This is a genomic window from Faecalibacterium sp. 9, assembly GCF_048320955.1.
In the GTDB taxonomy this organism is placed as follows: Bacteria; Bacillota; Clostridia; order Oscillospirales; family Ruminococcaceae; genus Faecalibacterium; species Faecalibacterium wellingii.
In genome coordinates, this window is record NZ_JBLWGB010000001.1 from 870,669 (window position 1) to 896,470 (window position 25,802).

General features: G+C 56.2%; 22 protein-coding genes, 2 tRNA genes and 3 rRNA genes. 19 read left to right on the forward strand and 8 right to left on the reverse strand.

All coding sequences use genetic code 11. The features are described 5' to 3' along the window. Positions 1-70: 70 nt before the first annotated feature. The 3 genes from ACKXF9_RS04085 to ACKXF9_RS04095 all read right to left on the reverse strand — a co-directional run bounded on the left by ACKXF9_RS04085 (position 71) and on the right by ACKXF9_RS04095 (position 1,513). Positions 71-373, reverse strand: coding sequence for a YerC/YecD family TrpR-related protein (locus tag ACKXF9_RS04085; RefSeq protein ID WP_418265383.1), 303 nt, complete (start codon positions 371-373; stop codon positions 71-73). Between the two features lie 115 nt (positions 374-488). Next, positions 489-983 (reverse strand): GNAT family N-acetyltransferase, encoded by a 495-nt coding sequence (locus ACKXF9_RS04090; RefSeq protein WP_249237905.1) that lies wholly within the window; start codon positions 981-983, stop codon positions 489-491. Between the two features lie 8 nt (positions 984-991). Further along, positions 992-1,513, reverse strand: a complete 522-nt coding sequence (locus ACKXF9_RS04095; protein WP_339394658.1) for a nitroreductase family protein — start codon at positions 1,511-1,513, stop codon at positions 992-994. Positions 1,514-1,737: 224 nt separating this feature from the next. On the opposite strand from ACKXF9_RS04095, the gene ACKXF9_RS04100 reads away from it, so the two are divergent. Continuing rightward, a complete protein-coding gene (locus ACKXF9_RS04100) occupies positions 1,738-2,331 on the forward strand; it encodes an RICIN domain-containing protein (RefSeq protein WP_249237907.1) in 594 nt (197 codons plus the stop codon). 162 nt (positions 2,332-2,493) lie between these two features. Further along, entirely contained in the window at positions 2,494-3,003 is a 510-nt protein-coding gene (locus tag ACKXF9_RS04105; RefSeq protein ID WP_418265384.1) for an NUDIX hydrolase, read from the forward strand. A gap of 117 nt (positions 3,004-3,120) precedes the next feature. Here the strand turns inward: ACKXF9_RS04105 and ACKXF9_RS04110 are convergent, their stop codons facing one another. Beyond that, complete coding sequence (locus ACKXF9_RS04110) at positions 3,121-4,179, reverse strand: PTS transporter subunit IIC (protein WP_418265385.1); 1,059 nt, start codon at positions 4,177-4,179, stop codon at positions 3,121-3,123. Between the two features lie 337 nt (positions 4,180-4,516). Here ACKXF9_RS04110 and ACKXF9_RS04115 point away from each other — a divergent pair, with 337 nt between their 5' ends. The 9 genes from ACKXF9_RS04115 (at position 4,517) to ACKXF9_RS04155 (ending at position 14,198) form a co-directional block, all read left to right on the forward strand. Beyond that, on the forward strand, positions 4,517-5,689 hold the full coding sequence (locus ACKXF9_RS04115) for a GH25 family lysozyme (RefSeq protein ID WP_418265386.1): 1,173 nt from the start codon (positions 4,517-4,519) through the stop codon (positions 5,687-5,689). An 18-nt stretch (positions 5,690-5,707) separates the two neighbouring features. Beyond that, a complete protein-coding gene (locus ACKXF9_RS04120) occupies positions 5,708-6,550 on the forward strand; it encodes an HAD family hydrolase (protein WP_418265387.1) in 843 nt (280 codons plus the stop codon). Positions 6,551-7,313: 763 nt separating this feature from the next. Beyond that, positions 7,314-8,030, forward strand: a complete 717-nt coding sequence (locus ACKXF9_RS04125; RefSeq protein WP_418265388.1) for a DUF4830 domain-containing protein — start codon at positions 7,314-7,316, stop codon at positions 8,028-8,030. 8 nt (positions 8,031-8,038) lie between these two features. After that, positions 8,039-8,212 (forward strand): hypothetical protein, encoded by a 174-nt coding sequence (locus ACKXF9_RS04130; RefSeq protein ID WP_418265389.1) that lies wholly within the window; start codon positions 8,039-8,041, stop codon positions 8,210-8,212. Between the two features lie 112 nt (positions 8,213-8,324). Further along, positions 8,325-8,588 carry an HPr family phosphocarrier protein gene (locus ACKXF9_RS04135; RefSeq protein WP_249237914.1) on the forward strand — a complete coding sequence of 88 codons (264 nt, stop codon included), beginning with the start codon at positions 8,325-8,327 and terminating at the stop codon, positions 8,586-8,588. A 106-nt stretch (positions 8,589-8,694) separates the two neighbouring features. Next, on the forward strand, positions 8,695-10,335 hold the full coding sequence (ptsP, locus tag ACKXF9_RS04140; protein ID WP_418265390.1) for a phosphoenolpyruvate--protein phosphotransferase: 1,641 nt from the start codon (positions 8,695-8,697) through the stop codon (positions 10,333-10,335). 183 nt (positions 10,336-10,518) lie between these two features. Continuing rightward, positions 10,519-11,700, forward strand: coding sequence for a cation diffusion facilitator family transporter (locus tag ACKXF9_RS04145; protein ID WP_418265391.1), 1,182 nt, complete (start codon positions 10,519-10,521; stop codon positions 11,698-11,700). A 19-nt stretch (positions 11,701-11,719) separates the two neighbouring features. Next, positions 11,720-12,907 (forward strand): pyridoxal phosphate-dependent aminotransferase, encoded by a 1,188-nt coding sequence (locus ACKXF9_RS04150; RefSeq protein WP_418265392.1) that lies wholly within the window; start codon positions 11,720-11,722, stop codon positions 12,905-12,907. 79 nt (positions 12,908-12,986) lie between these two features. Continuing rightward, the gene (locus tag ACKXF9_RS04155) at positions 12,987-14,198 is read left to right on the forward strand and encodes an NADP-dependent isocitrate dehydrogenase (RefSeq protein ID WP_005937607.1); all 1,212 of its coding nucleotides are present in this window, start codon (positions 12,987-12,989) and stop codon (positions 14,196-14,198) included. Between the two features lie 209 nt (positions 14,199-14,407). Here the strand turns inward: ACKXF9_RS04155 and ACKXF9_RS04160 are convergent, their stop codons facing one another. From ACKXF9_RS04160 to ACKXF9_RS04170, 3 genes are all read right to left on the reverse strand, one after another. Further along, the gene (locus tag ACKXF9_RS04160; RefSeq protein ID WP_015563755.1) at positions 14,408-15,010 is read right to left on the reverse strand and encodes a Type 1 glutamine amidotransferase-like domain-containing protein; all 603 of its coding nucleotides are present in this window, start codon (positions 15,008-15,010) and stop codon (positions 14,408-14,410) included. Positions 15,011-15,150: 140 nt separating this feature from the next. Beyond that, complete coding sequence (gene aroD, locus ACKXF9_RS04165; RefSeq protein WP_418265393.1) at positions 15,151-15,906, reverse strand: type I 3-dehydroquinate dehydratase; 756 nt, start codon at positions 15,904-15,906, stop codon at positions 15,151-15,153. An 86-nt stretch (positions 15,907-15,992) separates the two neighbouring features. Beyond that, positions 15,993-16,391: a hypothetical protein gene (locus ACKXF9_RS04170; RefSeq protein WP_418265394.1), complete on the reverse strand. Its 399-nt coding sequence runs from the start codon at positions 16,389-16,391 to the stop codon at positions 15,993-15,995. A gap of 89 nt (positions 16,392-16,480) precedes the next feature. Here ACKXF9_RS04170 and ACKXF9_RS04175 point away from each other — a divergent pair. From ACKXF9_RS04175 to ACKXF9_RS04210, 8 genes are all read left to right on the forward strand, one after another. Then, positions 16,481-17,991 (forward strand): 16S ribosomal RNA (locus ACKXF9_RS04175). A gap of 120 nt (positions 17,992-18,111) precedes the next feature. Beyond that, positions 18,112-18,187 (forward strand) — tRNA-Ala (locus ACKXF9_RS04180). A gap of 3 nt (positions 18,188-18,190) precedes the next feature. Next, positions 18,191-18,267, forward strand: a tRNA-Ile gene (locus tag ACKXF9_RS04185). A 207-nt stretch (positions 18,268-18,474) separates the two neighbouring features. After that, positions 18,475-21,309: ribosomal RNA gene (locus tag ACKXF9_RS04190) — 23S ribosomal RNA — on the forward strand. Positions 21,310-21,436: 127 nt separating this feature from the next. Further along, a 5S ribosomal RNA gene (gene rrf / locus ACKXF9_RS04195) occupies positions 21,437-21,553 on the forward strand. Together the 16S, 23S and 5S rRNA genes with 2 tRNA genes alongside form the textbook arrangement of a ribosomal RNA operon. Positions 21,554-21,694: 141 nt before the next feature. Next, positions 21,695-22,558 carry a TraX family protein gene (locus ACKXF9_RS04200; RefSeq protein WP_418265395.1) on the forward strand — a complete coding sequence of 288 codons (864 nt, stop codon included), beginning with the start codon at positions 21,695-21,697 and terminating at the stop codon, positions 22,556-22,558. Between the two features lie 4 nt (positions 22,559-22,562). Further along, positions 22,563-23,243: a response regulator transcription factor gene (locus ACKXF9_RS04205; protein ID WP_348584459.1), complete on the forward strand. Its 681-nt coding sequence runs from the start codon at positions 22,563-22,565 to the stop codon at positions 23,241-23,243. Then, a complete protein-coding gene (locus ACKXF9_RS04210) occupies positions 23,225-24,166 on the forward strand; it encodes a histidine kinase dimerization/phospho-acceptor domain-containing protein (protein WP_418265396.1) in 942 nt (313 codons plus the stop codon). The genes ACKXF9_RS04205 and ACKXF9_RS04210 overlap by 19 nt, the downstream gene beginning before the upstream one ends. Before the next feature lie 56 nt (positions 24,167-24,222). Here ACKXF9_RS04210 and murC read toward each other — a convergent pair whose 3' ends face one another. Beyond that, the gene (gene murC, locus ACKXF9_RS04215) at positions 24,223-25,605 is read right to left on the reverse strand and encodes a UDP-N-acetylmuramate--L-alanine ligase (protein ID WP_418265397.1); all 1,383 of its coding nucleotides are present in this window, start codon (positions 25,603-25,605) and stop codon (positions 24,223-24,225) included. Positions 25,606-25,802 lie beyond the last annotated feature (197 nt).

The following is a 25,802-nucleotide window of genomic DNA, read 5'->3' on the forward strand; positions in this document are numbered from 1 at the left end:
GAACCGGCTGCTTCCCGGTCGGATGACAAAAAAGCCGCATGCCGCTCCGGGCGGCACGCGGCACAGCTTCTCATTTTTTGGTTTTGCCGGCAGATTTCTCCGCTTCCAGCAGGCCGCGCAGCACGCTGTCGTCGGCACTGAGCACCCGGCTGACCCGGCTGATGATGGCACTGGACGCACCGGTCTTATCCATGATCTCGGTGTAGATGCGTTTGTCCACCAGCATTTCGGCAATGTTGTAGCGCTGCTCCATTGCGCTCAGCTCGGAATAGCTGCACACATCCTGTAAAAAGCGGTAGCACTGTTCCGGGGTCTTGAGCTGCAAAAATGCCTGATACAGACCGGACTGACCGGTAGGATGATCTTTTGCCATGTCGTTCTCCTTCTTTGCAGATGCCGCCCACAGGCAGGCACTTTATTACACTACATTAGTGTAGAACAAACGAAGAAAAAATTCAATAGCATTTTGCGGTTTTCCGGCAGCAAAATCAGCCCAGAGTATGCTCAAACACCACTTCGTCCCGGGGGACGGTGCCGGTGTCCTGCTCAGCAGGCTTTAAATTGCGGTAGCGCAGTGCCTTGAAGAACTGCTGCACCGGCAGGGCCTTGGCGTGCACGGTGCACCACACACGGCCCTTGCCCTCGCCGCGGGCCAGCCGCTCGCAGGAGAGCACAATGTCCCGGCCCAGTGCCTTGCCGCGGTATTCGGGCTTGAGGTACAGATGCATCAGATGCAGGGCGGTGTTCTCCATCTTCCACGCAAAGTAGCCGATGGTCTTGCCGCCCAGAACGACCAGAAAATAGTTCACATCGTTGTCGATGTCCGCTTCGATGGCGTCTGCGCTCTGCAGCTCCTCCACAAGGGTGTCCAGCTGCTTTGCGGGGTAATAGCGCTTGTACACCTCGTGCCAGAGCTCACTGGCAAGGTCGGCGGTGGCGTGGATGTATTTGGCCTTGGCGACCAGCTTGTAATCAGGCTTCATAGTTCTCCTTATACTTTTACGATATAATCCGGCTTGCGGGGTGCGGCGGGCTTGGGGTCTGCAGCAGGATAGCCCAGAATGCAGTGACCGACGCCGACCCAATCACCCTCGATGCCCCACTGCCGGAGCAGGGCCTTGCCCTCGTCGGATTCAAACTCTTCCTTTGCACGGTTGATCCAGCAGCTGCCCAGCCCCAGCGAGGCCGCGGCCAGCATCAGATTGCCCATGACAAGGCTGCCGTCGGGCACGGCATTCTTGGAACCGGCATCGGCCAGCACCACCAGAATGGTGGGAGCGCCGTACATAGGGTCGGTGTCCTTGCCCATGACAGCGGCGTTCATGCGGGTGAGCTGGGCGCGGGTGGCAGCGTCCTGCACCACCACGATCTTTGCGCTCTGGCGGCCCATGGCGCTGGCGGCGTAGGTGCCGGCTTCCAGCACGGCATTCAGCTCTTCGTCGGTGATCTGCTCCGGCTTATAGGCACGGCAGCTGCGGCGGCTCTTAATGGTTTCCAAGGTTTCGTTGGTCATTCCAAATCCCTCCCTAAAAGCGTGTGCCTTTATTGTATCACAAGACGGGCCGGAGTGTAAAGAAATTCCCTGCAGAGACGGTTTTGTTGCGCGTAAACGTTATCGTTGCGGGAATCATGTCAAAATGCACAATAAAACGTAAAAAGATTATGGAAAAGCATCCTTGCTGCCAAAGGACAAATACGTTATAATAGGGCTACCAAACTGGAAAGGAGTCGTGCTCTATGGCAAAGGCATCGCAGGCAGTTATTCTGGAAAATGAATTTTATATCATCAAAGCCCCCAATGGAAAGGTGCTGGAAGTAAAGAACTTCAACACCGAGAACGGCGCGGCCATCCAGCTGTGGAGCTATGCAGGCCATCCGTGGCAGCAGTGGCAGTTCGTGGATGCAGGCGAGGGCCGCTGGCGCATCTGCAACCGCTTTACCGGCAAGATGATGGATCTGGCCCTTGGCGGTGTGGTGGAGGGCACATGGCTGCACCAGTGGGGCCGCACCAGCGGGCTGAGTCAGTGCTGGGCGCTGGAGCCCACCCGCAGCGGGCGCACCCGCATCCGCAATGTGCTGGCGGATAAATACATCGACCTTGTGGGCATGAACACCGCCAACGGTGCACAGGCCCAGATCTGGAACTTTGTGGCCGGCGGCAATCAGGAATGGACGCTGGAACGCATCGACCCGGACGCCGCCCAGAGCGGACGCCGTGCCGAGGAGGCCAAAGACCCGCAGCCCACGCCCAGCCAGCGCAAGCATCAGAACGACCTTGTGCGCAAGCTGAACAATGCGGGCAAGGGAAGAGCAAGCCGGAAGGGGCAATGACTTTAAATTGCCGCCGCGTTGCTCTGGCATATTCAGAGGAAAAAGTTATTTTTGGTTTGCACCCCGGCAAAGCCTGCGGGCTTTGCCGGGGTGCTTTTTCCCGGGAGGGGCCGCAGCGAAAAACGGCATTTTCCACAAAAACAAGATCAAAAGGAGAACGCAATGAATCTAGGAGCCTTCATGAACCCGGAATTTCCCATTTTCAGCACCACGCTGTGTTATCTGGAACGGGAGGATGCCTACCTGATGCTGCACCGCATCAAAAAGCAGGACGACTACAACCACGACAAATGGATCGGTGTAGGCGGAAAGTTTGAGCGGTTTGAAAGCCCGGAGGACTGTCTGCTGCGGGAAGTGAAGGAGGAGACTGGCCTGACCCTGAAACGCTTCCGTGCCCGGGGCCTGCTGACCTTTATTTGGGGCAACATGACCGAGTTCATCCACCTGTATACCGCCGACCGCTGGGAAGGCGAAATGGTGCGGGGCAGCGCCTGCAGAGAGGGCGTGCTGGAATGGGTGCCGAAGGAGAAGGTGACCGGCCTGCCCATCTGGGAGGGCGACAAGATCTTCTTCCGGCTGCTGAATGAGGACCGGCCTTATTTCTCCCTCAAGCTGGTGTATGAAGGCGACACCCTTACGCAGGCGGTGCTGGACGGGAAACGGATCGTTTGAGCGCTTCCTGTGCAGAGCGTAGTCGTGTGTTTAACCGTGAAAAGACAAATCCCGGCAGACCGCAGCCTGCCGGGATTTGCTCTATCAAAAAGCAAAAAGAATTTTCTGCTTAAAAAATCAGTTCAGCTTCAGATCGCCCTCTTTGATCCAGCCCATCTTCCGCTCGATCTCGCAGAAGATCACGCTCAGCACGGCGGGCAGAACAAAGCACAGCAGCACCATTGCAGCCCAGTCCATGGGGGTGATGGCGGTCTTGACGCCGGCGGCAATGTCGCTGACCCAGCCGGTGTACACGCCGATCTGGCCCACCAGACCGCAGGTGCCCATACCGGAGGACACGGCGGCACCGTTCATCTCAAAGTGGAACACGCAGGTGGCCAGCGGGCCGGTGATGGCACTGGCCAGCGTGGGTGCGATCCAGATGCGGGGGTTCTTGACGATGTTGCCCATCTGCAGCATGCTGGTGCCAAGGCCCTGGCTCACCAGACCGCCCACACCGTTTTCCTTGTAGCTCATCACGGCAAAGCCGATCATCTGGGCACAGCAGCCTGCCACGGCAGCACCGCCGGCAAGGCCGGTCAGGCCCAGCGCGGCGCAGATGGCGGCAGAGGAAATGGGCAGAGTCAGTGCAACGCCCACGATGACGGACACCAGAATGCCCATGACCAGCGGGGCCTGCTCGGTGGCCCACATGATCAGGGTGCCCACCTGACTTGCAGCGGCACCGATGGGGGCGGCAATCAGCATGGAAAGGCCCACGCCGGAAAAAATGGTCACCAGCGGGGTCACGAGGATGTCCACGCGGGTCTCCTTGCTCACGGCCTTGCCCAGCTCGGAAGCCGCGATGGCGATGATGAGCACGGCCAGCGGGCCGCCTGCGCCGCCCAGAGCGTTGGCAGAGTAGCCCACGGTGATCAGGCTGAACAGCACCAGCGGCGGGCAGTGCAGTGCCCAGCCGATGGCACAGGCCATGGCGGGGCCGCTCATGGCGGTGGCGTAGCCGCCCAGATCCACCAGCACGTCCAGACCGGTCTGCTGGCCCAGCGTCTTGATGATGGTGCCGATCAGCAGGCTGGCAAACAGGCCCTGTGCCATGGCACCCAGCGCCTCAATGAGATAGCGCTGCGGGGTGATGACGATATCCTTGCGTTTTAAGAAATCTTTCACATTTGACATGAGAAACTGCCTTTCTGTTTCAAGATGGTTGATTCAATGCAAAAACTGTATGTCAAGTATAATACCATACACCTGTCAAGACAGCAAGATGAAACGCTGATTTTACTGGAAATATCTGCAATTTTTGGCTTTGTGCAATGTTTTTGCCGGTGCAGACGTATCTGTTTTGGAGCATTTTCTGGTACGGGGTCTTGGGCAGCGCAGAGGGCGCACGGCACAGGAGCGGCAATTGACGGAAGCTTGTCTGCGGGTGTATACTGGAACCGTATCCGAAATATGAAATGCTGCCCTCTGCGAGGGCGGCATCCCGATAAATTCAGAAAGTTTGGAGCACAGCATGAAAAAAATGTTCTGGAACAAGTTCAAGGTCCGCAGTGCGGCGGCGGTTCTGGCGGCGGCACTTGCCTTTTCGATGAGCGCACCGCTGGCACTGGCTGCACAGCCGGAGGAAACGGCAACGTCTGCCGGGACGGTGCAGGAGGCGGATATGCCCACCCTGCAGCCGGAGACGCCGGAGCTGGCCGCCGAGGACCCGGAGGCACCGCCCGTACAGGCCACAGAAGCCGAAGAAAACAGCACGAATCAGCACACCCCGGAAAACAGCGTTGTACTGACCCCGGAGGAGATCCGTGCCGCACTGGATGCCGGTGCCATGGATGCCGCCGAAGCTCAGTGCATCGACCTGAGCGATGAGAACGGTTTTTTCAGCTGGCTGTTCAATTTCCTGTTTGGCTGGCTGGGCAAAAAAGACGAGTCCCAGCCGGAGCCGGTCTACTCCGGCTGGCGCACCTCCGGCGGCAAGACCTACTACTACAGCCAGAGCACCAACAAGCCGGTGACCGGCATCCAGTGCATCGACAATAAACTCTATTATTTCAATGCGGACGGCGTGCTGGAAAAGGGCAAGACCTTCGGCGTGGATGTTTCCAAGTATCAGAAAAATGTGGACTGGGCGAAGATCAAAAAGGCGGGCGTCAGCTTTGTCATCGTCCGCATCGGCTACCGCGGCTATGGTGCGGCCGGTACGCTGGTGCTGGACCCCATGTTCGAGGAGCATTTCACCAATGTGAAGAACGCAGGCCTGAAGGTGGGCGTGTACTTCTTCAGTCAGGCCACCACCGAAGCGGAAGCCAAGGAGGAAGCCTTTGCCTGCGCCTATGTGCTGAACGGCCGCAAGCTGGATTACCCCATCTTCTTTGACACCGAGGCATCCGGCGCTTCCAACGGCTCCGGCCGCGCAGACGGTCTGGGTATGGAGGACCGCACCAAGTGCGCCATCGCCTTCTGTGAGGAGGTCAAGGCACAGGGCTACAAGCCCGGCGTGTACGCCTCTACCCTGTGGTACCGCAAGCGTATCAATCTGAACAGCCTGAAAAAGTATACCATCTGGAACGCACATTATGGCGTTGCCAGCAGCCCCATCGACTGCGCACTGTGGCAGGGCACCTGCACGGCACGCCTGCCCGGCTATAAGGGCGATATGGATGTGAACATCAGCTACATTGGATAAGGGATAAGGGAGGGACCTATGGACCACATTCGCCTGATCGCGTCGGACATGGATGCGACCCTTCTGGACGAACGCAGCCAGCTCCCGCCGGATTTTGCGGAAACGATCCGCGCATTGGCCGGGCAGGGCATCCTGTTTGCCGCCGCCAGCGGCAGACCGCTTTACACGTTGGAGACCATGTTCCCGGAATTGCTGGAGGAGATCATCCTCATTGGCGATAACGGCGGTGCGGCCCGCTGGAAGGGCAAGGATCTGTTTGTGTCCGAAATGCCTGCCGAAGGCTGGCGGCAGCTGGTCCGGAGCACGAAGCAGGCCGGAGATGTGGGCCTTTTGTGCGGACTGCAGGCGGCCTACGCGGAAAAGCGGGATGAAGGATACGATGCCGTGTTCAAGAACTTCTACACCCGGGTGGAGTACGTGGATGACCTGACCGCTGTGGAAGCGGCGGCGGATAAGTTTACCATCTATCTGCCCAACGACGACTCGCAGGAAGCCTTCGACCGGACCTACGGCGCATTCCACACCGGAAATGGCGGTGCATTCTCGGTGGCGGTGGCAGGCAGAAACTGGGTGGACGTGATGAACCCCGGTGTACACAAGGGCGCAGCACTGGCAAAGGTGGGCGCACTGCTGGGCATTCCGACCGACAGCATGATGGCCTTTGGCGACACCTACAACGATGCCGAGATGCTCACCACTGCGAAGTACGGCTTCCTGATGGAGAACGGCAGCGAACCGCTGCGGGCGCAGGTGCCGTTTCTGGCACCGTCCCATCGGGAATACGGCGTGATGCAGGTGCTGAAACGGGTGCTCCGCCAGAACGGCGAAGTCTCGCCGGAGGATTTTGTGAAGGCGCATTAAAGCGGGAGAGACGATTTGGAATGCTCTCCGCTTCGCTCTGAGCATAAATAGCGGAAATAGTATTTTTATTTGCAACTCCGAAACGGCTGCGGCCGTTTCGGAGTTGCTTTTTCACAGGGAGGGTCGTAACGGCAAACGGTATTTGCTGACGCTGGCTCCCTGCGGGAGCATTCGCGTCAGCATGAAAACATGCTGTTGCCCTTACGTTTCGTCGCGCAAGCGACTTCAAATCGGCGCAACACAAAAAATCCTTTAGCGAAGCGACTTGGATTTTTTGTATGGAGCCCAACTCCTTTGGGGTTACTAGGGGCGTGCAGCCCTTAGTTTGCAACGGCGACGACCGCGGCCAGCGGCCGAAACAGGGAGGAGCTGTTGGGGCAGCGGCCTGCAGGATGCGAGTGCCACTCAAGGCACGAAGCAGACGCAGGGAGCCGCAACCCGCCGCCTCCCGCGCCTCGAAAGTAGCGGAGACCTTGCCGCGCTGAACACGCGGCATTTGCTGCGCAAACCGGTCTGCGGCTTAAAAGCCCCACTGGGGCTTTCATGCCCTGCGGGCACCGCCGTCTTTTCTGGTTCTCTTTTGGCACGCAAAAGAGAACGTACCCGGCGGAGAAAAATTTTGTAAAAGCCATCCGGCCTGCCCCACACGGCCGCGCCCTGCACGGGAAGAATCATACGGCGGGCGTTTTAAATCGTCATAACCTGCCCGGACTCTGAATAAATTGTTCTCAGAGCAATAAACAGGCTGGGGAGGCATGGGGATATGTTTGTAGTTACACTGAGCAAAACGAGCCTGAAAAAACTGGGTCTTGGCGCCATGTGCTGCGCACTGGTGGTGTGCAGCGCCCTGCTGGGCCGGTTCATCAGCCAGCGCACTGTTGCGGTCTCGGCGGCGGTGAACCGGATCGAGAGCGCGCAGGATATCCAGACCTGGTTCACCGGCTATGGTCTGGATGTGGACGGCGCGTCCATCACGGCAGATAAGGTAAAGATCCCCCGCAAATGGGATGACAGCTTTTCGGCCTTCAACGGGGTGGTGCAGCAGAGCGGCATGGATCTTGCCCGCTATAAAGGCAAGACGGTGGAGAAATGGACGGCCCTGATCCCGGCAGCCAGCAGCGGCGAGACCAGCCGCTACGGCGTGCTGCTGGTGTATAAGAAAAAGGCTGTGGGGGCCTATCTGCTGGAACGGCCTTCCGGCGTGGTGGTGGGCCTGAAAGACATGCAGGCCGCCATGGCAGAGGCAGAAGCACAGCAGACCTCCGGCGAGGATTACAGCGGTGACTGGGGCGAGCGCCACGACGAGGAACTGACCGACGAAGCACAGCAGACCTCTGGCGAGGACTACAGCGGCGACTGGGGCGAACGCCATGACGAAGAGCTGGATGTGCAGCAGACCTCCGGTGAGCCGGACGCTGCCCCGCAGGCGGTGCCGTATACAGAACTGCCGCTGGATGCGGAAGGCTACCCGGTGGAATGAGCACCGGAATGGCCCGCAAAAACCGGGAACAGCCGGAAATGTCTTTGGCTCCTGCTGCAAAGCCAAAGGACAAAATGCCTAAAATTTACGCACAAGCGGAAGAAAAAGTGAAATTTGCGCATTTTTGTCACATTTGTATGTTCAATTGTACCAAAATTTTGCATAAAAAATTAGCAATATAAAATGGTGAAAAATTTCCGACTAGGGTTTATAATAGAAGTATCAACCGTGCCGCAGCTGGGCTGCGTCCGGCGCAGGTGCAGAAGCGCCGCACGGGATCTAAGTAAGGAGAAAATGATTATGAAGGAATTCCAGTATACCGTTAAGGATGCATGCGGCATCCACGCTCGTCCCGCCGGCCTGCTCGTCAAGACCGTCAAGGGCTTTGCCAGCAGCGTCACCCTTGAAAAGGACGGCAAGAGCTGCGATATGCGCAAGCTGATGGCTCTGATGGGCATGGGCGTCAAGCAGGGCGAGACCGTTACCATCAAGGTCGAGGGCGACGATGAGGAAGCTGCAGCCGCAGCTGTCCAGAAGTTCCTGACCGAGAACGTCTGATTCCGCAGTTAACATGAGGAAGGCCCTCGCGGGTGAGCTGCGGGGGCTTTTTTTGGACTGTCGGAGCAGTGCGGCCCCGGCACAGATGAAGAAGGAGTAGTGTGCAATGCAGGTAGGCACCGGCAAAAGCGTACTCAATGGCATCGCCATTGGCAAGCTGAAGATCTATAAGAAAAAAGATACCGCTATTTCCACCGCCCCTGTGGCAGATACTGCCGCAGAACTGGAGCGTTTTGAAGCTGCCCGCCAGAAGGCCATTGAGCAGCAGACCGCCCTGTACGAAAAGGCACTGGCAGAAGCCGGCGAGGACATCGCCGAGGTGTTTAACATCCACGCCATGATGCTGGATGACGACGACTTTGTGGACGCCATCAAGGAGATCATCAACGGGCAGAAGATGTGCGCCGAGTACGCCGTCAAGACCGCCGGCAACAATCAGGCTGCGGTGTTTGCCGCCATGGACGACCCGTATCTGCAGGCCCGCAGCGCCGATGTGCTGGACATTGCGCAGGCCATGCTGGACATTCTGCAGGGGGTGGACAACGCTTCCCTGCAGGGCACCGAGCCCAGCATTCTGGTAGCCGAGGATCTGGCTCCCTCCGAGACCGTCCGCATGGATAAAAGCCTGCTGCTGGGCTTTATCACCCGGGAGGGCAGCTCCAACAGCCACACCGCCATTCTGGCCCGCAGCATGAACATCCCCGCCCTGATTCAGTGCAAGGATATTCAGGACGACTGGGACGGCAAGATGGCGGTCATCGATGGCTACAATGCCTGTGTGTATGTAGACCCCACCCCCGACCTGCTCAAGAGTCTGAAAAAGCGCCAGCAGGAAGATCAGAAAAAGCAGGCCCTGCTGCAGGAGCTGAAGGGCAAGCCCAATACCACGCTGGACGGCAAGACCATCAATGTCTTTGCCAACATCGGCGGCATGAGCGATGTGGGCGCTGTGCAGCAGAACGATGCCGGCGGTGTGGGCCTGTTCCGCACCGAGTTCGTCTATCTGAACTGCAAGGACTTCCCCACCGAGGACTACCAGTTCGAGGCTTACAAGCAGGTAGTGGAAAGCCTTGCACCCCGCAAGGTCGTCGTGCGCACCTGTGATATCGGCGCAGACAAGACCGTGGATTACATGAAGCTGGATCACGAGGATAACCCCGCGCTGGGCTACCGCGCCATCCGCATCTGCCTGACCCGCAAGGACTTCTTCAAGACCCAGCTGCGTGCGTTGCTGCGTGCTTCCGCCTACGGTAACATGAGCATCATGTTCCCCATGATCACCAGCCTGCGGGAGCTGCAGGACGCCAAGGCTGTTCTGGAAGAGTGCCGTGCGGAGCTGACCGCTGAGGGTGTCAAGATGGGCAAGAACATCGAGGTCGGCACCATGATCGAGACCCCCGCCGCCGTGCTCATCGCGGACGAGCTGGCCGCCGAGTGCGACTTCTTCTCCATCGGCACCAATGACCTGACCCAGTACACCTGTGCGCTGGACCGCCAGAACGCAAAGCTGGAGCCGTTCTTCAACCCGCACCATCCCGCTGTGTTGCGCGCCATCAAGATGACCATTGAGGCGGGCCACCGCCACGGCATCTGGGTGGGCATCTGCGGTGAGCTGGGCGCAGACACCGCCCTCACCGAGACCTTCCTGCGCATGGGCGTGGACGAGCTGTCCATGAACGCCAAGAGCATCCTGCCGGTGCGCAAGATCATCCGCAGCGTGGACCTGAGCAAGCCTTCTGAGAAGTAATTCATCCGAGAATCCCGGTTTACCGTTCCCATAAAGCTCCCCGGCAGGGCATCCCGCTCTGCCGGGGTCTTTCTATACCGGGCAAAAGTTTACGGAAAATACTTTAAAACGATAAAGCGAAATGCTATACTATAAGCGATAACAGGGTATGCAGGTGTCCAGCGCTGCCCATGGAGGACCGTTATGACTCAGTTTTTGATCCGTCTTTTCATTCGCCAGCCCGACCATGCGCAGGACCCTAAGGTGCGCGCCGCCTATGGCAACCTTGCCTGCTGGGTGGGTATGGCGTGCAACCTGCTGCTGTGTCTGGGCAAGCTGACCGTGGGCACCCTGTTCGGCTCCATTGCCATCATGGCAGATGCCCTGAACAACCTGTCGGACGCCTCGTCCAACGTGGTCAGTCTGGTGGGCTTCAAGCTGGCCGCCAAGGCCCCGGACGCAGAGCACCCCTTCGGCCATGCCCGGTATGAATATCTGGCGGGTCTGGCAGTCAGCGTGACCATTCTCGGCATCGGCTTTTCGCTGCTGAAGGAATCGGTGGTCAAGGTGCTGCACCCCACCCCGGTGTTGTTCAGCTGGCTCACGGTGGCAGTGCTGGCGGCGTCCATCCTCGTCAAGCTGTGGATGAGCGGCTTCAACCGCACCATCGGGCGCATCATCGGCTCCGAGACCCTCATTGCCACTGCTGCCGACAGCCGCAACGATGTGCTGAGCACCGGCGCGGTGCTCATTGCCGCAGTGCTATGCCGCGTGACCGGCTGGGATGTGCTGGACGGCCTGATGGGCGTAGGCGTGGCGGCCTTCATCCTGATCTCCGGCTGGGGCCTTGTGATGGACACGCTCAGCCCGCTGCTGGGCGAAAGCCCCAGCGAGGATCTGGTGGATCACATTGAGCAGAAGGTGCTCTCCTATCCCGGCGTGCTGGGAATGCATGACCTGATGGTGCACGACTACGGCCCGGGACACCAGTTCGCCTCCCTGCATGTGGAGCTGCCCGCCGAGCAGGACCCGCTGGAGGCACATGACCTGATCGACAACATCGAACGGGACTTCTTTAAAAACGACAACCTCATGGTGACCATCCACTACGATCCCATCGTCACCTCGGACGCCGCAGTGGGGGTGCTGCGTGCCCGTCTGACCGAAAAGCTGCGTCAGATGGACCCGGAGCTTTCTCTGCATGATCTGCGCATCGTGCCGGGCAGGACCCACACCAACGTGCTGTTCGATCTGGTGCTGCCGGCAGGCTATGCAGGGGATAAGGTGGAGCTGCTGACTCAGCTGGAACAGTTCATCAAGGAACAGGATACAGCCTACAGCTGCATCATCAAGGTGGAGCAGAGCTATACGGCTGCCCACAAATAAACTCTCAGGGGGAAGTATTATGCTGAATGAGACCTACCGCGCGATGCTCGGCAATAAGAGCGTCATCCGCGAGACCTTCATGTACGGCAAACAGCGTGCCGCAGAGATCGGATATGAGAATGTGTTCGATTACTCGCTGGGCAACCCCAGCGTGCCCTGCCCGCAGGAGTTTACTGCCGCCATGCAGGACCTGCTGGCCAACGAGGAACCGGTAAACCTGCACGGCTACTGCCCCAGTCAGGGCGACCCGGGCTTCCGCACCGATGTGGCAGCGCACCTGACAAAGACCTTTGGCCTGCCCTATGAGCAGAAGCACATCTTCCCCACCACCGGTGCGGCGGGTGCCATTGCCCATGCCATCCGCGCAGTGACCCGGCCCGGCGATGAGGTGCTGACCTTTGCACCCTACTTCCCGGAGTACGGCCCCTATGTGGCGGGCACCGGGGCGGTGCTCAAGGTGGTGCCGCCGCAGGCACCGACCTTCCAGCCCAATCTGGATGCCTTTGAACAGATGCTCACCGAGAAGGTGACGGCGGTGCTCATCAATACCCCCAACAACCCCACCGGTGTGGTCTACTCTGCCGGGACGCTCACCCGCATGGCAGAGATCCTGACCGAAAAGAGCCGGGCATTCGGCCACAACATCTTCCTCGTCAGCGACGAGCCCTACCGGGATATCGCATTTGACGGCAAAAAGGTGCCTTACCCGGCAGCCTTCTACCCCCACACTCTCACCTGTTTCTCCTATTCCAAGAGCCTGAGCCTGCCCGGCGAGCGCCTTGGTTATGTGGCGGTGCGTCCGGGCTGTGAAGGCGAGGACATCCTTGTGGACATGATGGCCCAGATCTCCCGCTTCACCGGCCACAACTGCCCGCCCAGCATCATCCAGCGGGCCGTAAGCCGCTGTCAGGATGTGACCAGCGATCTGAGCGTGTATGAGACCAACATGAACCTGCTGTACGATAAGCTCACCGCGCTGGGCTTTGAGGTGGAGCGTCCCGGCGGCACCTTCTACATTTTCCCGAAGGCGCTGGAAGAGGACGCCAACGCCTTCTGCAGAAAGGCCCGGGAGTTTGACCTGCTGCTGGTGCCCAGCGACAGCTTTGGCGTCAAGGGCTATGTGCGCCTTGCCTACTGCATCGACACCGAGAAGGTACAGCGCAGCCTGCCGGCCCTTGAAAAGCTGGCGGCGGCCTACCGCAAATAAACAAGCCGAACCGCTCCGGCGCGGCGCTCGGCTGCGCGGGACTGAAAACAAACCGCAAGAGAGGAAAGGGAACCCTGCTATGGAAAAGATCAAAATGACCACGCCCCTCGTCGAGATGGACGGCGACGAAATGACCCGCATTCTGTGGAAGATGATCAAGGATGAGCTGATCCTTCCGTTTGTGGACCTCAAGACCGAATACTATGATTTGGGCCTGCCCAACCGCGACGCTACCGCAGATAAGGTGACCATGGATGCCGCCCTTGCCAACAAGAAGTACGGCGTTTCGGTCAAGTGTGCCACCATCACCCCCAACGCCCAGCGCATGGACGAGTACAAGCTGCACGAAATGTGGAAGAGCCCCAACGGCACCATCCGCGCGGTGCTGGACGGCACCGTGTTCCGTGCACCCATCATGATCGACAGCATCAAGCCGGTGGTCAAAAACTGGAAAAAGCCCATCACCATTGCCCGCCACGCCTACGGCGATGTGTACAAGTGCACCGAGTTCCGCATCCCGGGTGCCGGCAAGGCTGAACTGGTGTTCACTGGTGCCGATGGCTCTGAGCAGCGTGCCACCGTCTTTGATTTTGAGGGCGCAGGCGTTCTGCAGGGCCAGTACAACAAGGACGATTCCATCCGCAGCTTTGCCCGCAGCTGCTTCAACTATGCACTGGATGTGAAGCAGGACCTGTGGTTCGGCGCAAAGGATACCATCTCCAAGAAGTACGACCACACCTTCAAGGATATCTTCCAGGAGGTGTACGACGCCGAGTATAAGGCAAAGTTCGAGGCCGCAGGCATCACCTACTTCTACAGCCTCATTGACGATATCGTTGCCCGCGTCATTCGCAGCGAGGGCGGCTTTGTCTGGGCCTGCAAGAACTACGACGGCGATGTGATGAGCGATATGGTGTCCACTGCCTTTGGCTCTCTGGCAATGATGACCAGCGTGCTGGTCAGCCCGGACGGCAAGTACGAGTTCGAGGCCGCCCACGGCACCGTCACCCGCCATTACTATAAGTATCTGAAGGGTGAAAAGACCTCCACCAATCCCATGGCGACCATCTTTGCGTGGTCTGGCGCGTTCAAGAAGCGCGGTGAACTGGACGGCCTGCCGGAGCTGGTGAAGTTTGGCGAGGCACTGGAAGCCGCCAGCCTGCAGACCCTGAACGATGGCATCATGACGAAAGACCTGTGCGGTCTGGCTGAGGGCATCACCCCCACCGCCGTGGACAGCGAGGGCTTTATCAAGGCCATCCGCACCCGTCTGGAAGCCAAGCTGGCATAAAACGATTTTCAATATAACATAAAAACCGGAACGATCCACCCGAAAAAGGGAAGATCGTTCCGGTTTGTGTTTTAGGCAGGATGTGCGACAAACTGGAACTTGTCGGGGCGAGGCCCCTCCATCTTGCTAACGCAAGACCGTTCGGTCGCTTAAAAGCCCCACTGGGGCTTTCATTGTTCCGCTTCGCTCCACAAACGCGAATATTCAAATTAGTCTTTGCAAATAACCTTTGAACCTTCACCATCAATTACAATTCCCTGACGATTGTTAATTGGGCATAGATTCAAATCCGAAAACTCAGTCATTATTTTCTCGGTAACTTTCTTAAATGGTGCTGTAAGATAATGCGGAAGAACATAGAAATCAATCAAATCAAGCCCTGCATCATCTTCTTGTGAGTAGTCCTCCGGCTTTTCATCCATTTGCTCGATATATTGGATGCTTGGAGCGCATATAATCGCACCTGCCGATTCCCCAATCATCAGTTTTCCCTTTGCCAATTCTTTCTTCAACAGCTCATCCGTTCCCGTTTTACGGAGCTGATCTATAAGGAAAAAAGAATTTCCGCCGGTAAAATATATCACATCCGCATCTTCAAAAACAGACTGTATCGTTGAATAAGCCTCCGTTGAAATATCAATTTCAGTTACGATTGCTCCCAACTTTTTGAATAATTTTCGAGCCGAGCCGACATAACCGGTGTAGCCTTCACGCAGCGAAGCTGTTGGAATAAATGCGACTTTTTTATTTTCAATTTCTTCCTTTATCAGACTTCCTACACTTGAAAAGTGCGAACATAAAAACAGTTTCATCAATATTCTCCTTTATATATAAATTCACGTTTGTGGAGCGAAGCGGAACAATGAAAGCCCCAGTGGGGCTTTTAAGTGACAGAACGGTCTTGCGGCAGCAAGATGGAGGGGCCTCGCCCCGACAAGTTACGATTTGTCGGTTACAAATGCAGTGCATCTAGCACTTCATTTACGATGTCCAGCGAAACCTGCCCCGGTGCACTGGCCTGCCCGGGATTGGCAAAGGTCATGGCGGAGCCGAGGGCTTCGCCGGAAAGGCGGCTCACCGCGCCCAGAGCTCCCATGCTCATGGTGATGATGGGAGTCTCCGGATGCCGGTCGGCCATTTCAGCGGTGGCAGCCAGAAGCTCCAGCACGTCGGTGCGACTCTGGGGCATCACAGCCAGTTTGGGCAGGTCAGCCCCGGCCCGCTGCATGGCAACCATGCGGCTCACCAGCTCGGCGCGCGGCGGCGTTTTATGGAAGTCGTGGCTGGAACACACCACTGCAGCCCCGGCGGTGCGGGCTTCTTCGATCAGCGCAGGAAGCTCTGCGCCCGCGGTGAAAAATTCAATGTCGATCAGATCGGCGCAGTCGGTGGCAAGAACGGTGCGGATAAAATGAAGATACTCTTCGTGAGCCAGAGCGACTTTGCCGCCCTCGGCCTTTGTGCGGAAGGTGAAAAGAAGCAGCTTATCCTTTAAGGCAACGCGAAGCTTTGCAGCGCAGTGCACGATGGCGGGAAAGTCTTTTGCACCTTCAAAGCAATCGATGCGCCATTCCACACAATCGGCGCGCAATGTGGAAAACTCGGCGGCCTTTTCCAGAATGGCGGTTTCTGTGGACTCTATAATAGGAACAATAACTTTAGGGCGGCCCTCACCGATGCAGCAGCCGCGGATGTTGACACAGGACATGGCGCTTCTCCTTTATGGAATAAGTATAGCTACCTTATACAGGATGCTGGGGGATGACTCCATAATACGTTCTGCCCGCCGCCTTGTCAAGAAAAAGGCACGCCCTGAAACGGGTGAAAAACAGGGAGATCCTTTACTCTGCAAAGAAAATGGAAAAAATCTGTCAAAAAGTGTTGACAAGGAGGCGGGGGTGTGGTATTATACTTGAGCGCCAAGCGCTGAGGCAAAAGAATGACTTCCGGAGCCACAGCGGGAAGCCCTTGAAAAGAACCAATAGACGCAGAAAACACCAGTTGACACTGAGATGTTTGAAGCGCTCCAAGTTCAGAAAGTTCAAAAGCTTCTAAAAAATAAGGCTTGACAAAAAACCACTTCGGTGGTATAATAAACAGGTCGTCAGCCGCAAGGCTGAGGCGCACAGGACCTTGAAAATTGAACAATATCGAAAAAACTTGTAAGGAACCTTTATGTGTTTGGAAAAACACTTAAAACAATTCCAAAAGTAATTCACACAGGACGCAAGCGATTGCGTGCTGAGCGAACAAGATTTAACACTTTTAAGTGATAAATATCATTTATAAAGAGTTTGATCCTGGCTCAGGACGAACGCTGGCGGCGCGCCTAACACATGCAAGTCGAACGAGCGAGAGAGAGCTTGCTTTCTCGAGCGAGTGGCGAACGGGTGAGTAACGCGTGAGGAACCTGCCTCAAAGAGGGGGACAACAGTTGGAAACGACTGCTAATACCGCATAAGCCCACGGCTCGGCATCGAGCAGAGGGAAAAGGAGCAATCCGCTTTGAGATGGCCTCGCGTCCGATTAGCTAGTTGGTGAGGTAACGGCCCACCAAGGCGACGATCGGTAGCCGGACTGAGAGGTTGAACGGCCACATTGGGACTGAGACACGGCCCAGACTCCTACGGGAGGCAGCAGTGGGGAATATTGCACAATGGGGGAAACCCTGATGCAGCGACGCCGCGTGGAGGAAGAAGGTCTTCGGATTGTAAACTCCTGTTGTTGGGGAAGATAATGACGGTACCCAACAAGGAAGTGACGGCTAACTACGTGCCAGCAGCCGCGGTAAAACGTAGGTCACAAGCGTTGTCCGGAATTACTGGGTGTAAAGGGAGCGCAGGCGGGAAGACAAGTTGGAAGTGAAATCTATGGGCTCAACCCATAAACTGCTTTCAAAACTGTTTTTCTTGAGTAGTGCAGAGGTAGGCGGAATTCCCGGTGTAGCGGTGGAATGCGTAGATATCGGGAGGAACACCAGTGGCGAAGGCGGCCTACTGGGCACCAACTGACGCTGAGGCTCGAAAGTGTGGGTAGCAAACAGGATTAGATACCCTGGTAGTCCACACCGTAAACGATGATTACTAGGTGTTGGAGGATTGACCCCTTCAGTGCCGCAGTTAACACAATAAGTAATCCACCTGGGGAGTACGACCGCAAGGCTGAAACTCAAAGGAATTGACGGGGGCCCGCACAAGCAGTGGAGTATGTGGTTTAATTCGACGCAACGCGAAGAACCTTACCAAGTCTTGACATCCCTTGACGATGCTGGAAACAGCATTTCTCTTCGGAGCAAGGAGACAGGTGGTGCATGGTTGTCGTCAGCTCGTGTCGTGAGATGTTGGGTTAAGTCCCGCAACGAGCGCAACCCTTATGGTCAGTTACTACGCAAGAGGACTCTGGCCAGACTGCCGTTGACAAAACGGAGGAAGGTGGGGATGACGTCAAATCATCATGCCCTTTATGACTTGGGCTACACACGTACTACAATGGCGTTAAACAAAGAGAAGCAAGACCGCGAGGTGGAGCAAAACTCAGAAACAACGTCCCAGTTCGGACTGCAGGCTGCAACTCGCCTGCACGAAGTCGGAATTGCTAGTAATCGTGAATCAGCATGCCACGGTGAATACGTTCCCGGGCCTTGTACACACCGCCCGTCACACCATGAGAGCCGGGGGGACCCGAAGTCGGTAGTCTAACCGCAAGGAGGACGCCGCCGAAGGTAAAACTGGTGATTGGGGTGAAGTCGTAACAAGGTAGCCGTAGGAGAACCTGCGGCTGGATCACCTCCTTTCTAAGGAGTCAGGCGAAAGAGCGACATCAAAGATGACGATCTTTCGGACAGGTAACAAACAAGCAGAGTAGATATTGTTCGATTTTGAGGGCCCTGAAAAGGGAACTCAATTCCTAATGTGGGGGTTTAGCTCAGCTGGGAGAGCACCTGCTTTGCAAGCAGGGGGTCAAGGGTTCGATTCCCTTAATCTCCACCACATGGGCCAATAGCTCAGCTGGCTAGAGCACACGACTGATAATCGTGAGGTCGATGGTTCGAGTCCATTTTGGCCCACCATGTGATGGAAATCAAAGTTCCGGGAGACCGGGCTTTGAGCAACATCACCAAGACGTACCTTGAAAACTGAATAATAACTGCGAAACAAAGATTATAGTAAGTTCTTTTTTAAGAAATATTGCAATTTCAAAAGGAAGGGTAACAATAATCTTCGTTGGCAAGAGAGAATCAAGAGGATACCAAATGTTCTTGAAAGAACGTTTGAAAGGTCAAGCGAACAAGGGCGCAGGGCGAATGCCTTGGCACTGGGAGCCGATGAAAGACGTGATAAGCTGCGATAAGCTTCGGGGAGCTGCAAATAAGCATTGATCCGGAGATTTCTGAATGAGGAAACTCACCTGGGTTCATACTCAGGTACGTTATACTGAACTTCAAAATAGGTATATCGGGGGAACCGCCTGAACTGAAACATCTAAGTAGGGCGAGGAAGAGACATCAAACGAGATTCCGTAAGTAGTGGCGAGCGAACGCGGAAGAGGGCAAACCGAGAGTAGAAATACTTTCGGGGTACGGAGCGCATTTAGGACTTAAGTTGTTAACCGAACGGCATGGGAAGGCCGGTCAGAGAGTGTGAGAACCACGTAGGTGAAAACGACGAGAGCCGAGCGAATTCCAGAGTACGGCCAGACACGTGAAACCTGGTCGGAATACGGGGGGACCACCCTCCAACCCTAAATACTACCCAGTGACCGATAGCGTATAGTACTGTGAAGGAAAGGTGAAAAGCACCCCGGGAGGGGAGTGAAAAAGAACCTGAAACCCTGTGCCTACAAGCACCTAGAGCGCGTCAAAGCGTGATAGGGTACTTTTTGTAGAACGGTCCGGCGAGCGATTGTATGCAGCAAGGTTAAGGACTTAAGGTCTGGAGCCGAAGCGAAAGCGAGTTTGAAAAGGGCGTTAAGTTGCATATAATGGGCCCGAAACCGGGTGACCTACCCATGGTCAGGTTGAAGTGGAAGTAAAATTCCATGGAGGACCGAACCGACCTCCGTTGAAAAGGCGGCGGATGAACTGTGGGTAGCGGAGAAATTCCAATCGAACCCGGAGATAGCTGGTTCTCCCCGAAATAGTTTTAGGACTAGCCTCAAGTTAGATACCTGGAGGTAAAGCACTGAATAGCCTAGCGGCCGAGAGGTTAGCGAAGCTTATCAAACTCAGAATGCCAGAGTATTGATGCTTGGGAGTCAGACAGTGTCAGATAAATGTCATTGTCAAAAGGGAAACAGCCCAGATCTACAGCTAAGGTCCCAAAGTCAGGTTAAGTGGAAAACGATGTGAAGATACGCAGACAACCAGGATGTTGGCTCAGAAGCAGCCACTCATTCAAAGAGTGCGTAATAGCTCACTGGTCGAGCGTCTTTGCGCGGAGAATTTAACGGGGCTAAACCTGACACCGAAGCTTAGGCAATACAGCAATGTATTGGGTAGGGGAGCGTTGTATACGCGGTGAAACAGTAGCGTAAGCGGCTGTGGAGTGTATAGAAGTGAGAATGCCGGAATGAGTAGCGCGAATGCAGTGAGAATCTGCATGGCCGAAAGCCTCAGGTTTCTGGAGGAAGGTTCGTCCGCTCCAGGTCAGTCGGGAGCTAAGGTGAGGCCTAACGGCGTAGCCGATGCACAGACGGTAGAGATTCCGTCACCACCAAAAGAGTTAAACACAGGGACACATATGAAGTCTCGGAGCCGGGTGTTGGTTCCGGTAGCGATCGAGGGAAATTAGTACCGAAGTCCGGGATGGAAGATGGCGAGAAAAGCTGTGTGTATTTCTGCGGTGCCCGTACCGCAAACCGACACAGGTAGGTAGGAAGAAGATTCTAAGGCCAACGGGAGAAGGGTTGTTAAGGAACTCGGCAAATTGACCCCGTAACTTCGGGAGAAGGGGTGCTGCAGCAATGCAGCCGCAGAGAATCGGCCCAAGCAACTGTTTACCAAAAACACAGGTTTGTGCTAAATCGAAAGATGACGTATACGAGCTGACGCCTGCCCGGTGCTGGAAGGTTAAGAGGAGATGTGCAAGCATTGAATCGAAGCCCCAGTGAACGGCGGCCGTAACTATAACGGTCCTAAGGTAGCGAAATTCCTTGTCAGGTAAGTTCTGACCCGCATGAAAGGCGTAATGATTTGGGCACTGTCTCAACAGCCCGCCCGGCGAAATTGTAGTACCGGTGAAGATGCCGGTTACCCGCGACAAGACGGAAAGACCCCATGGAGCTTTACTGTAGCCTAATATTGGGTTTCGATGTTGCATGCACAGGATAGATGGGACTCTGGGAAGCAGGTGCTTTGGCGCTTGTGGAGAGGCCGTTGGGATACCATCCTTGCGATATTGGAATTCTAACCTGCGCCTTTGAATCAAGGCGGGGGACATTGTTAGGTGGGCAGTTTGACTGGGGCGGTCGCCTCCTAAAGAGTAACGGAGGCGTTCAAAGGTTCGCTCAGCTTGAACGGAAATCAAGCAAAAGAGTGCAAACGCAGAAGCGAGCCTAACTGCGAGACTGACGGGTCGAGCAGTAACGAAAGTTGGAGTTAGTGATCCGGTGGTATGTGAGTGGAAATGCCATCGCTCAACGGATAAAAGTTACCCTGGGGATAACAGGCTGATCTCCCCCAAGAGTCCACATCGACGGGGAGGTTTGGCACCTCGATGTCGGCTCATCGCATCCTGGGGCTGTATTCGGTCCCAAGGGTTTGGCTGTTCGCCAATTAAAGCGGTACGCGAGCTGGGTTCAGAACGTCGTGAGACAGTTCGGTCCCTATCTGTCGTGGGCGCAGGATATTTGATGGGAGCTGTTCCTAGTACGAGAGGACCGGAGCGGACGTACCTCTGGCGCACCAGTTGTTCTGCCAAGAGCATAGCTGGGCAACTATGTACGGATCGGATAAACGCTGAAAGCATCTAAGCGTGAAGCCGACCCAAAGATAAGATATCCCATTGTTTCAAACAAGTAAGACCCCTTGAAGACTACAAGGTTGATAGGCACGATGTGTAAGTGGAGCGATCCATTCAGCAAGCGTGTACTAATAGGTCGAGGGCTTGACCACAATTCGCTTGAGACTCTGAGAGTCAACGAAAAAATGTCAGCAGTGATTATTCAGTTTTGAAGGCACGTCCTTCTAAGAAACACTGGACAAAGTAGACCAGTTATGGTATACTGAACCAGTCAGATCGGTCGGTGTCGATGACGGTGAGGTTCCACCTGTTCCCATTCCGAACACAGAAGTTAAGCTCACTTGTGCCGAAGATAGTTCGCTGGAAACGGCGCGTGAAAATAGGTAGTCGCCGACTTGAACAGAAACGCTTCAGAAGAAATTCTGAAGCGTTTTTTTGTTGCGTTTCGGGGCAAAAAATAGTATCATAAAAGGCAGAACCTTATACTTTCTACAGATTTTCCTGTTACACTGAATGCACAAGGAAAGGAGAGTCTGTATGGAAAAATTGACGAAAAAAGGGCTGGACGGTACCCAGCTCAAGACCATTGCACTGGTGATGATGGTACTGGACCACATTCATTATTTCTTCGAGTTCACCGGCTGCATCCCGACGGTGTTCAGTATGCTGGGGCGGCTCAGTGCGCCGCTGTTTCTGTTCTGCACGGTGGAGGGCTTTGCCCATACCCATGACCGCAGGCGGTATTTTATCCGCATCTGGGCTATCGGTGCAGCCATGGCGGCGCTGGAATTTTTAATGATTTACGCCAAGGCCTTCCGGCGCGGGGATGGCTTCTACCCGCAGAATGCCATTTTTCAGGACCTGATGGTGCTGTGCATCGTCTGGCAGGGCATTGACTGGCTGCGGGAAAAGAAATTTGCAAAGGGCATTGGCACCATTGCCGCCGTTTTGTGCTGGCCGTATGTGGTGGTAGTATTTCTGCTGCTCTTCCCCGGGGTACAGGAGATGCCCATTGCTTCAACGATCGTAGCCTTTGTCATTACAAGTCCGCTGCCCATGTGGACAACCATCACGGACGGCGGCTGGAGCTTTTTGCTGGGCGGTGTGCTGCTGTATGCCCTGCGGGGGCATCGCCGCGTACAGCTGACGGCATGGGCCGTGCTCATTTTCCTATGTGATTTTGTGCCGACCTTTGGGATGCTTTGCAGACAGGCGGATTTTGTGTGGACGCAGATGTTCACCGATTACTACGAGTGGTTCGGCGTAGCGGCGGTGCTGCTGATGCTGCTGTACAATGGGCAGCGTGGCAGCGGACATAAGCAGCTGTTCTACTGGTTCTACCCCGCCCATGTGTATCTGCTGTATGGAGCATCCTGCCTTGTTTATAACGTGTTGAGGTGATCTTGTGGCGAATATTCTGGCCGTGGACGACAATCTGGAGCTCTGCAAGCTGATCCGCACCACTTTGGAGCGGGACGGCCACCGGGTAGAAACGCGGCAGGCGGGCGGGGCGTTGACCGAACCGCTATGCCGCTGGGCAGACTGCATCCTGCTGGATGTGATGATGCCCGGGGAGGACGGCTTTGCGGTCTGTCGGCGCATCCGCAGCCTGACCGAAGCACCCATTCTGTTTCTGAGCGCCCGCACCGACGAGGCCGCTGTGCTGGAGGGACTGGGCATCGGAGCAGACGACTTTTTGTCTAAGCCCTTCCGGGTGGCTGAGCTGAGGGCGCGGGTGGCGGCACATCTGCGGCGGCAGAGCCGCACCCCGGCACACCGGATGGTGCGCAGCGGCGTGGCCTTTGACCTGACCGCCCGGAGCGCGGCGGTAGAGGGGAAGGCGCTGCCCTTGACCCGCTCAGAGTATGCCATCTGCGAGTATCTGGCGCTGCACGCCGGGCAGACCTTTACCAAGGAACAAATTTACGAAGCAGTTTTTGGCATTGACGGCACTGCGGACGACACCGCCGTGACCCAGCACATCAAGAATATCCGGGCAAAGCTGCGGGCGGCGGGCGTGCCGGAGCCGGAAAAGCTGCTTAATACCGTATGGGGCGTGGGGTACCGATGGAAAAGCGAAGACTGATTTCTCTGCGCAGTGTGCTGCTGCAATATCTGGTGCGCACGGCGCTGGCCTGCCTGCTGGTCGCGGTGGGGTGGCTGCTGGTGCTGCTGTTGTGGATCCAGAACAGCGGGTTGTTTCTTCCCGCGAATCAAGCTGCACAGGCCTGCCAGAAAGCCGCACAGGACGTTTTACCGGGCATGACCGCCGCTACTTTTGACGAGACGCAGCTGGACTCCTTGTGCCGGTACGCCCTGTTTGCCGCGCCGGACAGCAGCGAGGTGCTGGCCACCAACATGGATGCCGGGCACTTGCAGCGGGCAATGGAGAACCGGCAGGGGAAAACCCACTGGCATTTTGGTTACACACAGTATTATATGACGTCGAAATTGCAGGACGGAACGGTTTGCCTGCTGCAATTTGACTATGCCGTGCCCTACTCCGACCCTGCGCTGCGGGGTGTGCTGCCGGATATGCAGACCGTGCACTGCATTCTGGGCATTCTGCTGCTGATAGGGGCAGTGGTGTGGAGCACCCACAGGACAGGGCGCTTCCTGACCCGGGAGACCGAAAAGCTGACCGCCGCCGCGCAGGCGGTGGCGCGGAAGGATCTGGACAGCGCCGTGTTTTCCGGTGCGAAGGTGCGGGAGTACGAGAGCGCTTTGCAGGCATTGCAGACCATGGGCGATGAATTGACCGGTAGCCTGCAGAAGCAGTGGGACATGGAGCAGCGGCAGCGGGAGCAGATCATTCGGCTGTCCCACAAGCTGAAAACGCCGCTGACCATCATCGAGGGCAACGCGGAGCTACTGGCGGAGGATGACCTGACTGAGGAACAGCGGGCGCAGGTGGAAGCGATTCTGCAGGGTGCAGAGCAGACCCGCACCTATCTGGGAAAGATCCGTGCCGAGGTGCAGACCCCTTTGAAGTATCGACAGAGAAAATGAAAACAGCCCGGTGCGAAACTCTTTCGCACCGGGCTGTCTGCTGTGATAAGCGAAAATTACGGCTGCTCAGCCACCATCATCTTGCTGGCCTTGTAGATGTCGCCGCAGCCGAGGGTGATGACCAGATCGCCTTCCCGGGCGTTCTGCTTGACCCAATCAGCGGCCTCCTCCAGACTGTTCACCAGAACAGAGCCGGGAATCTGGGCAGCCAGCTTTGCGCTGGTGATGCTGGGGTCGTTGGGCTCACGGCTGCCCATGATGGGAGTGAGCACCGTGATGTCGGGGATCTTGAGCACATCCACAAAGTCGTTGAACAGCATCTTGGTGCGGCTGTATGTAAACGGCTGGTGGACGGCGATCAGCCGTTTATAACCCATTTCCTTGGCCGTGGTCAGGGTGGCGCGCAGCTCGGTGGGGTGATGGGCATAATCGTCCACGACCAACGCACCGTTGCATTCGCCGTAGACCTCAAAGCGGCGGCCGGCACCCTTGAAGTTCAGGGCGGCATCGGCGCACTGCTCCACGGTCAGACCGATGAAGCGGCAGACGGCGCACATGGCAAGCGCATTGTAAATGTTGTGGTAGCCGGGCACAGCCAGACGGATATGGCCGGTGACCTTGCTCCACTCCTTCAGGTCGAACTCAAAGAAGCCGGGCTTGTATTCGTTCACGTTCAATGCCTGATAATCGCCGTCGTTCTGGATGCCAAAGGTACGCACGCGGCGGTCCAGCGTGTACATGACATCCATGGTGTTCTTGTCGTCCGCATTGGCAAAGATCATGAACTTGGTCATCAGGGCAAAGCGCTTGAAGGCGAACTTCAGCTCGCCCATGCTGCCGTAGTAATCCAGATGGTCGTTGTCGATGTTCAACACAACGGACAGATAGGGGGTCAGCTTGAGGAAGGTCTCGGCGAACTCGCAGGACTCGATCACGATGTCGTCGCCCTTGCCGGCCTTGCCGTAGCCGTTGATGAGGGGCAGCTTGCCGCCGATGACAGCGGACGGGTCGCGGCCTGCCAGCTCCAGCGCGGTGGTGATCATGGAAGTGGTCGTGGTCTTGCCGTGGGTGCCGGAGACGCAGATGCTCTGCTTGTACAGGCGGCTCACATAGCCCAGCAGCACGCTGCGCTCGATGGTGGGGATGCCGTAGGAGGCAGCGGCATTCAGCTCCACGTTATCCTTGGAAATAGCGGCGGAATAAACCACCATATCGGTGCCGATGACATTGTCTGCACTGTGGCCCAGACTGACCTTGACGCCCATCTCCCGCTCGTAGCGGATGATGCTGCCATCCAGCACATCGCTGCCGGAGATCTGGTAGCCCTTGGCCGCAAGGATCTGAATCAGCGGATACATGCCGCTGCCGCCGCAGCCGATGAAGTGGATCTTTTTTACATTGTCCAGCAGGTGCTGGTTGTAATCGGTGTACATGAACATAGTAAGGCAACCTCCAAATAAATAACGGCCGCAGAGCAGACCGATTCAATCCATTCTATTAGGATACATCTTATTATATAATTTTTGGCGGACAAAATAAACAGGTAAACCCGAATTTTCGGAAAGAACCATAAATCCAATTCGGAATTTGTGATAAGTGTACAAGAAAACCGAAACCGGCAACTTCTTCATAAAAG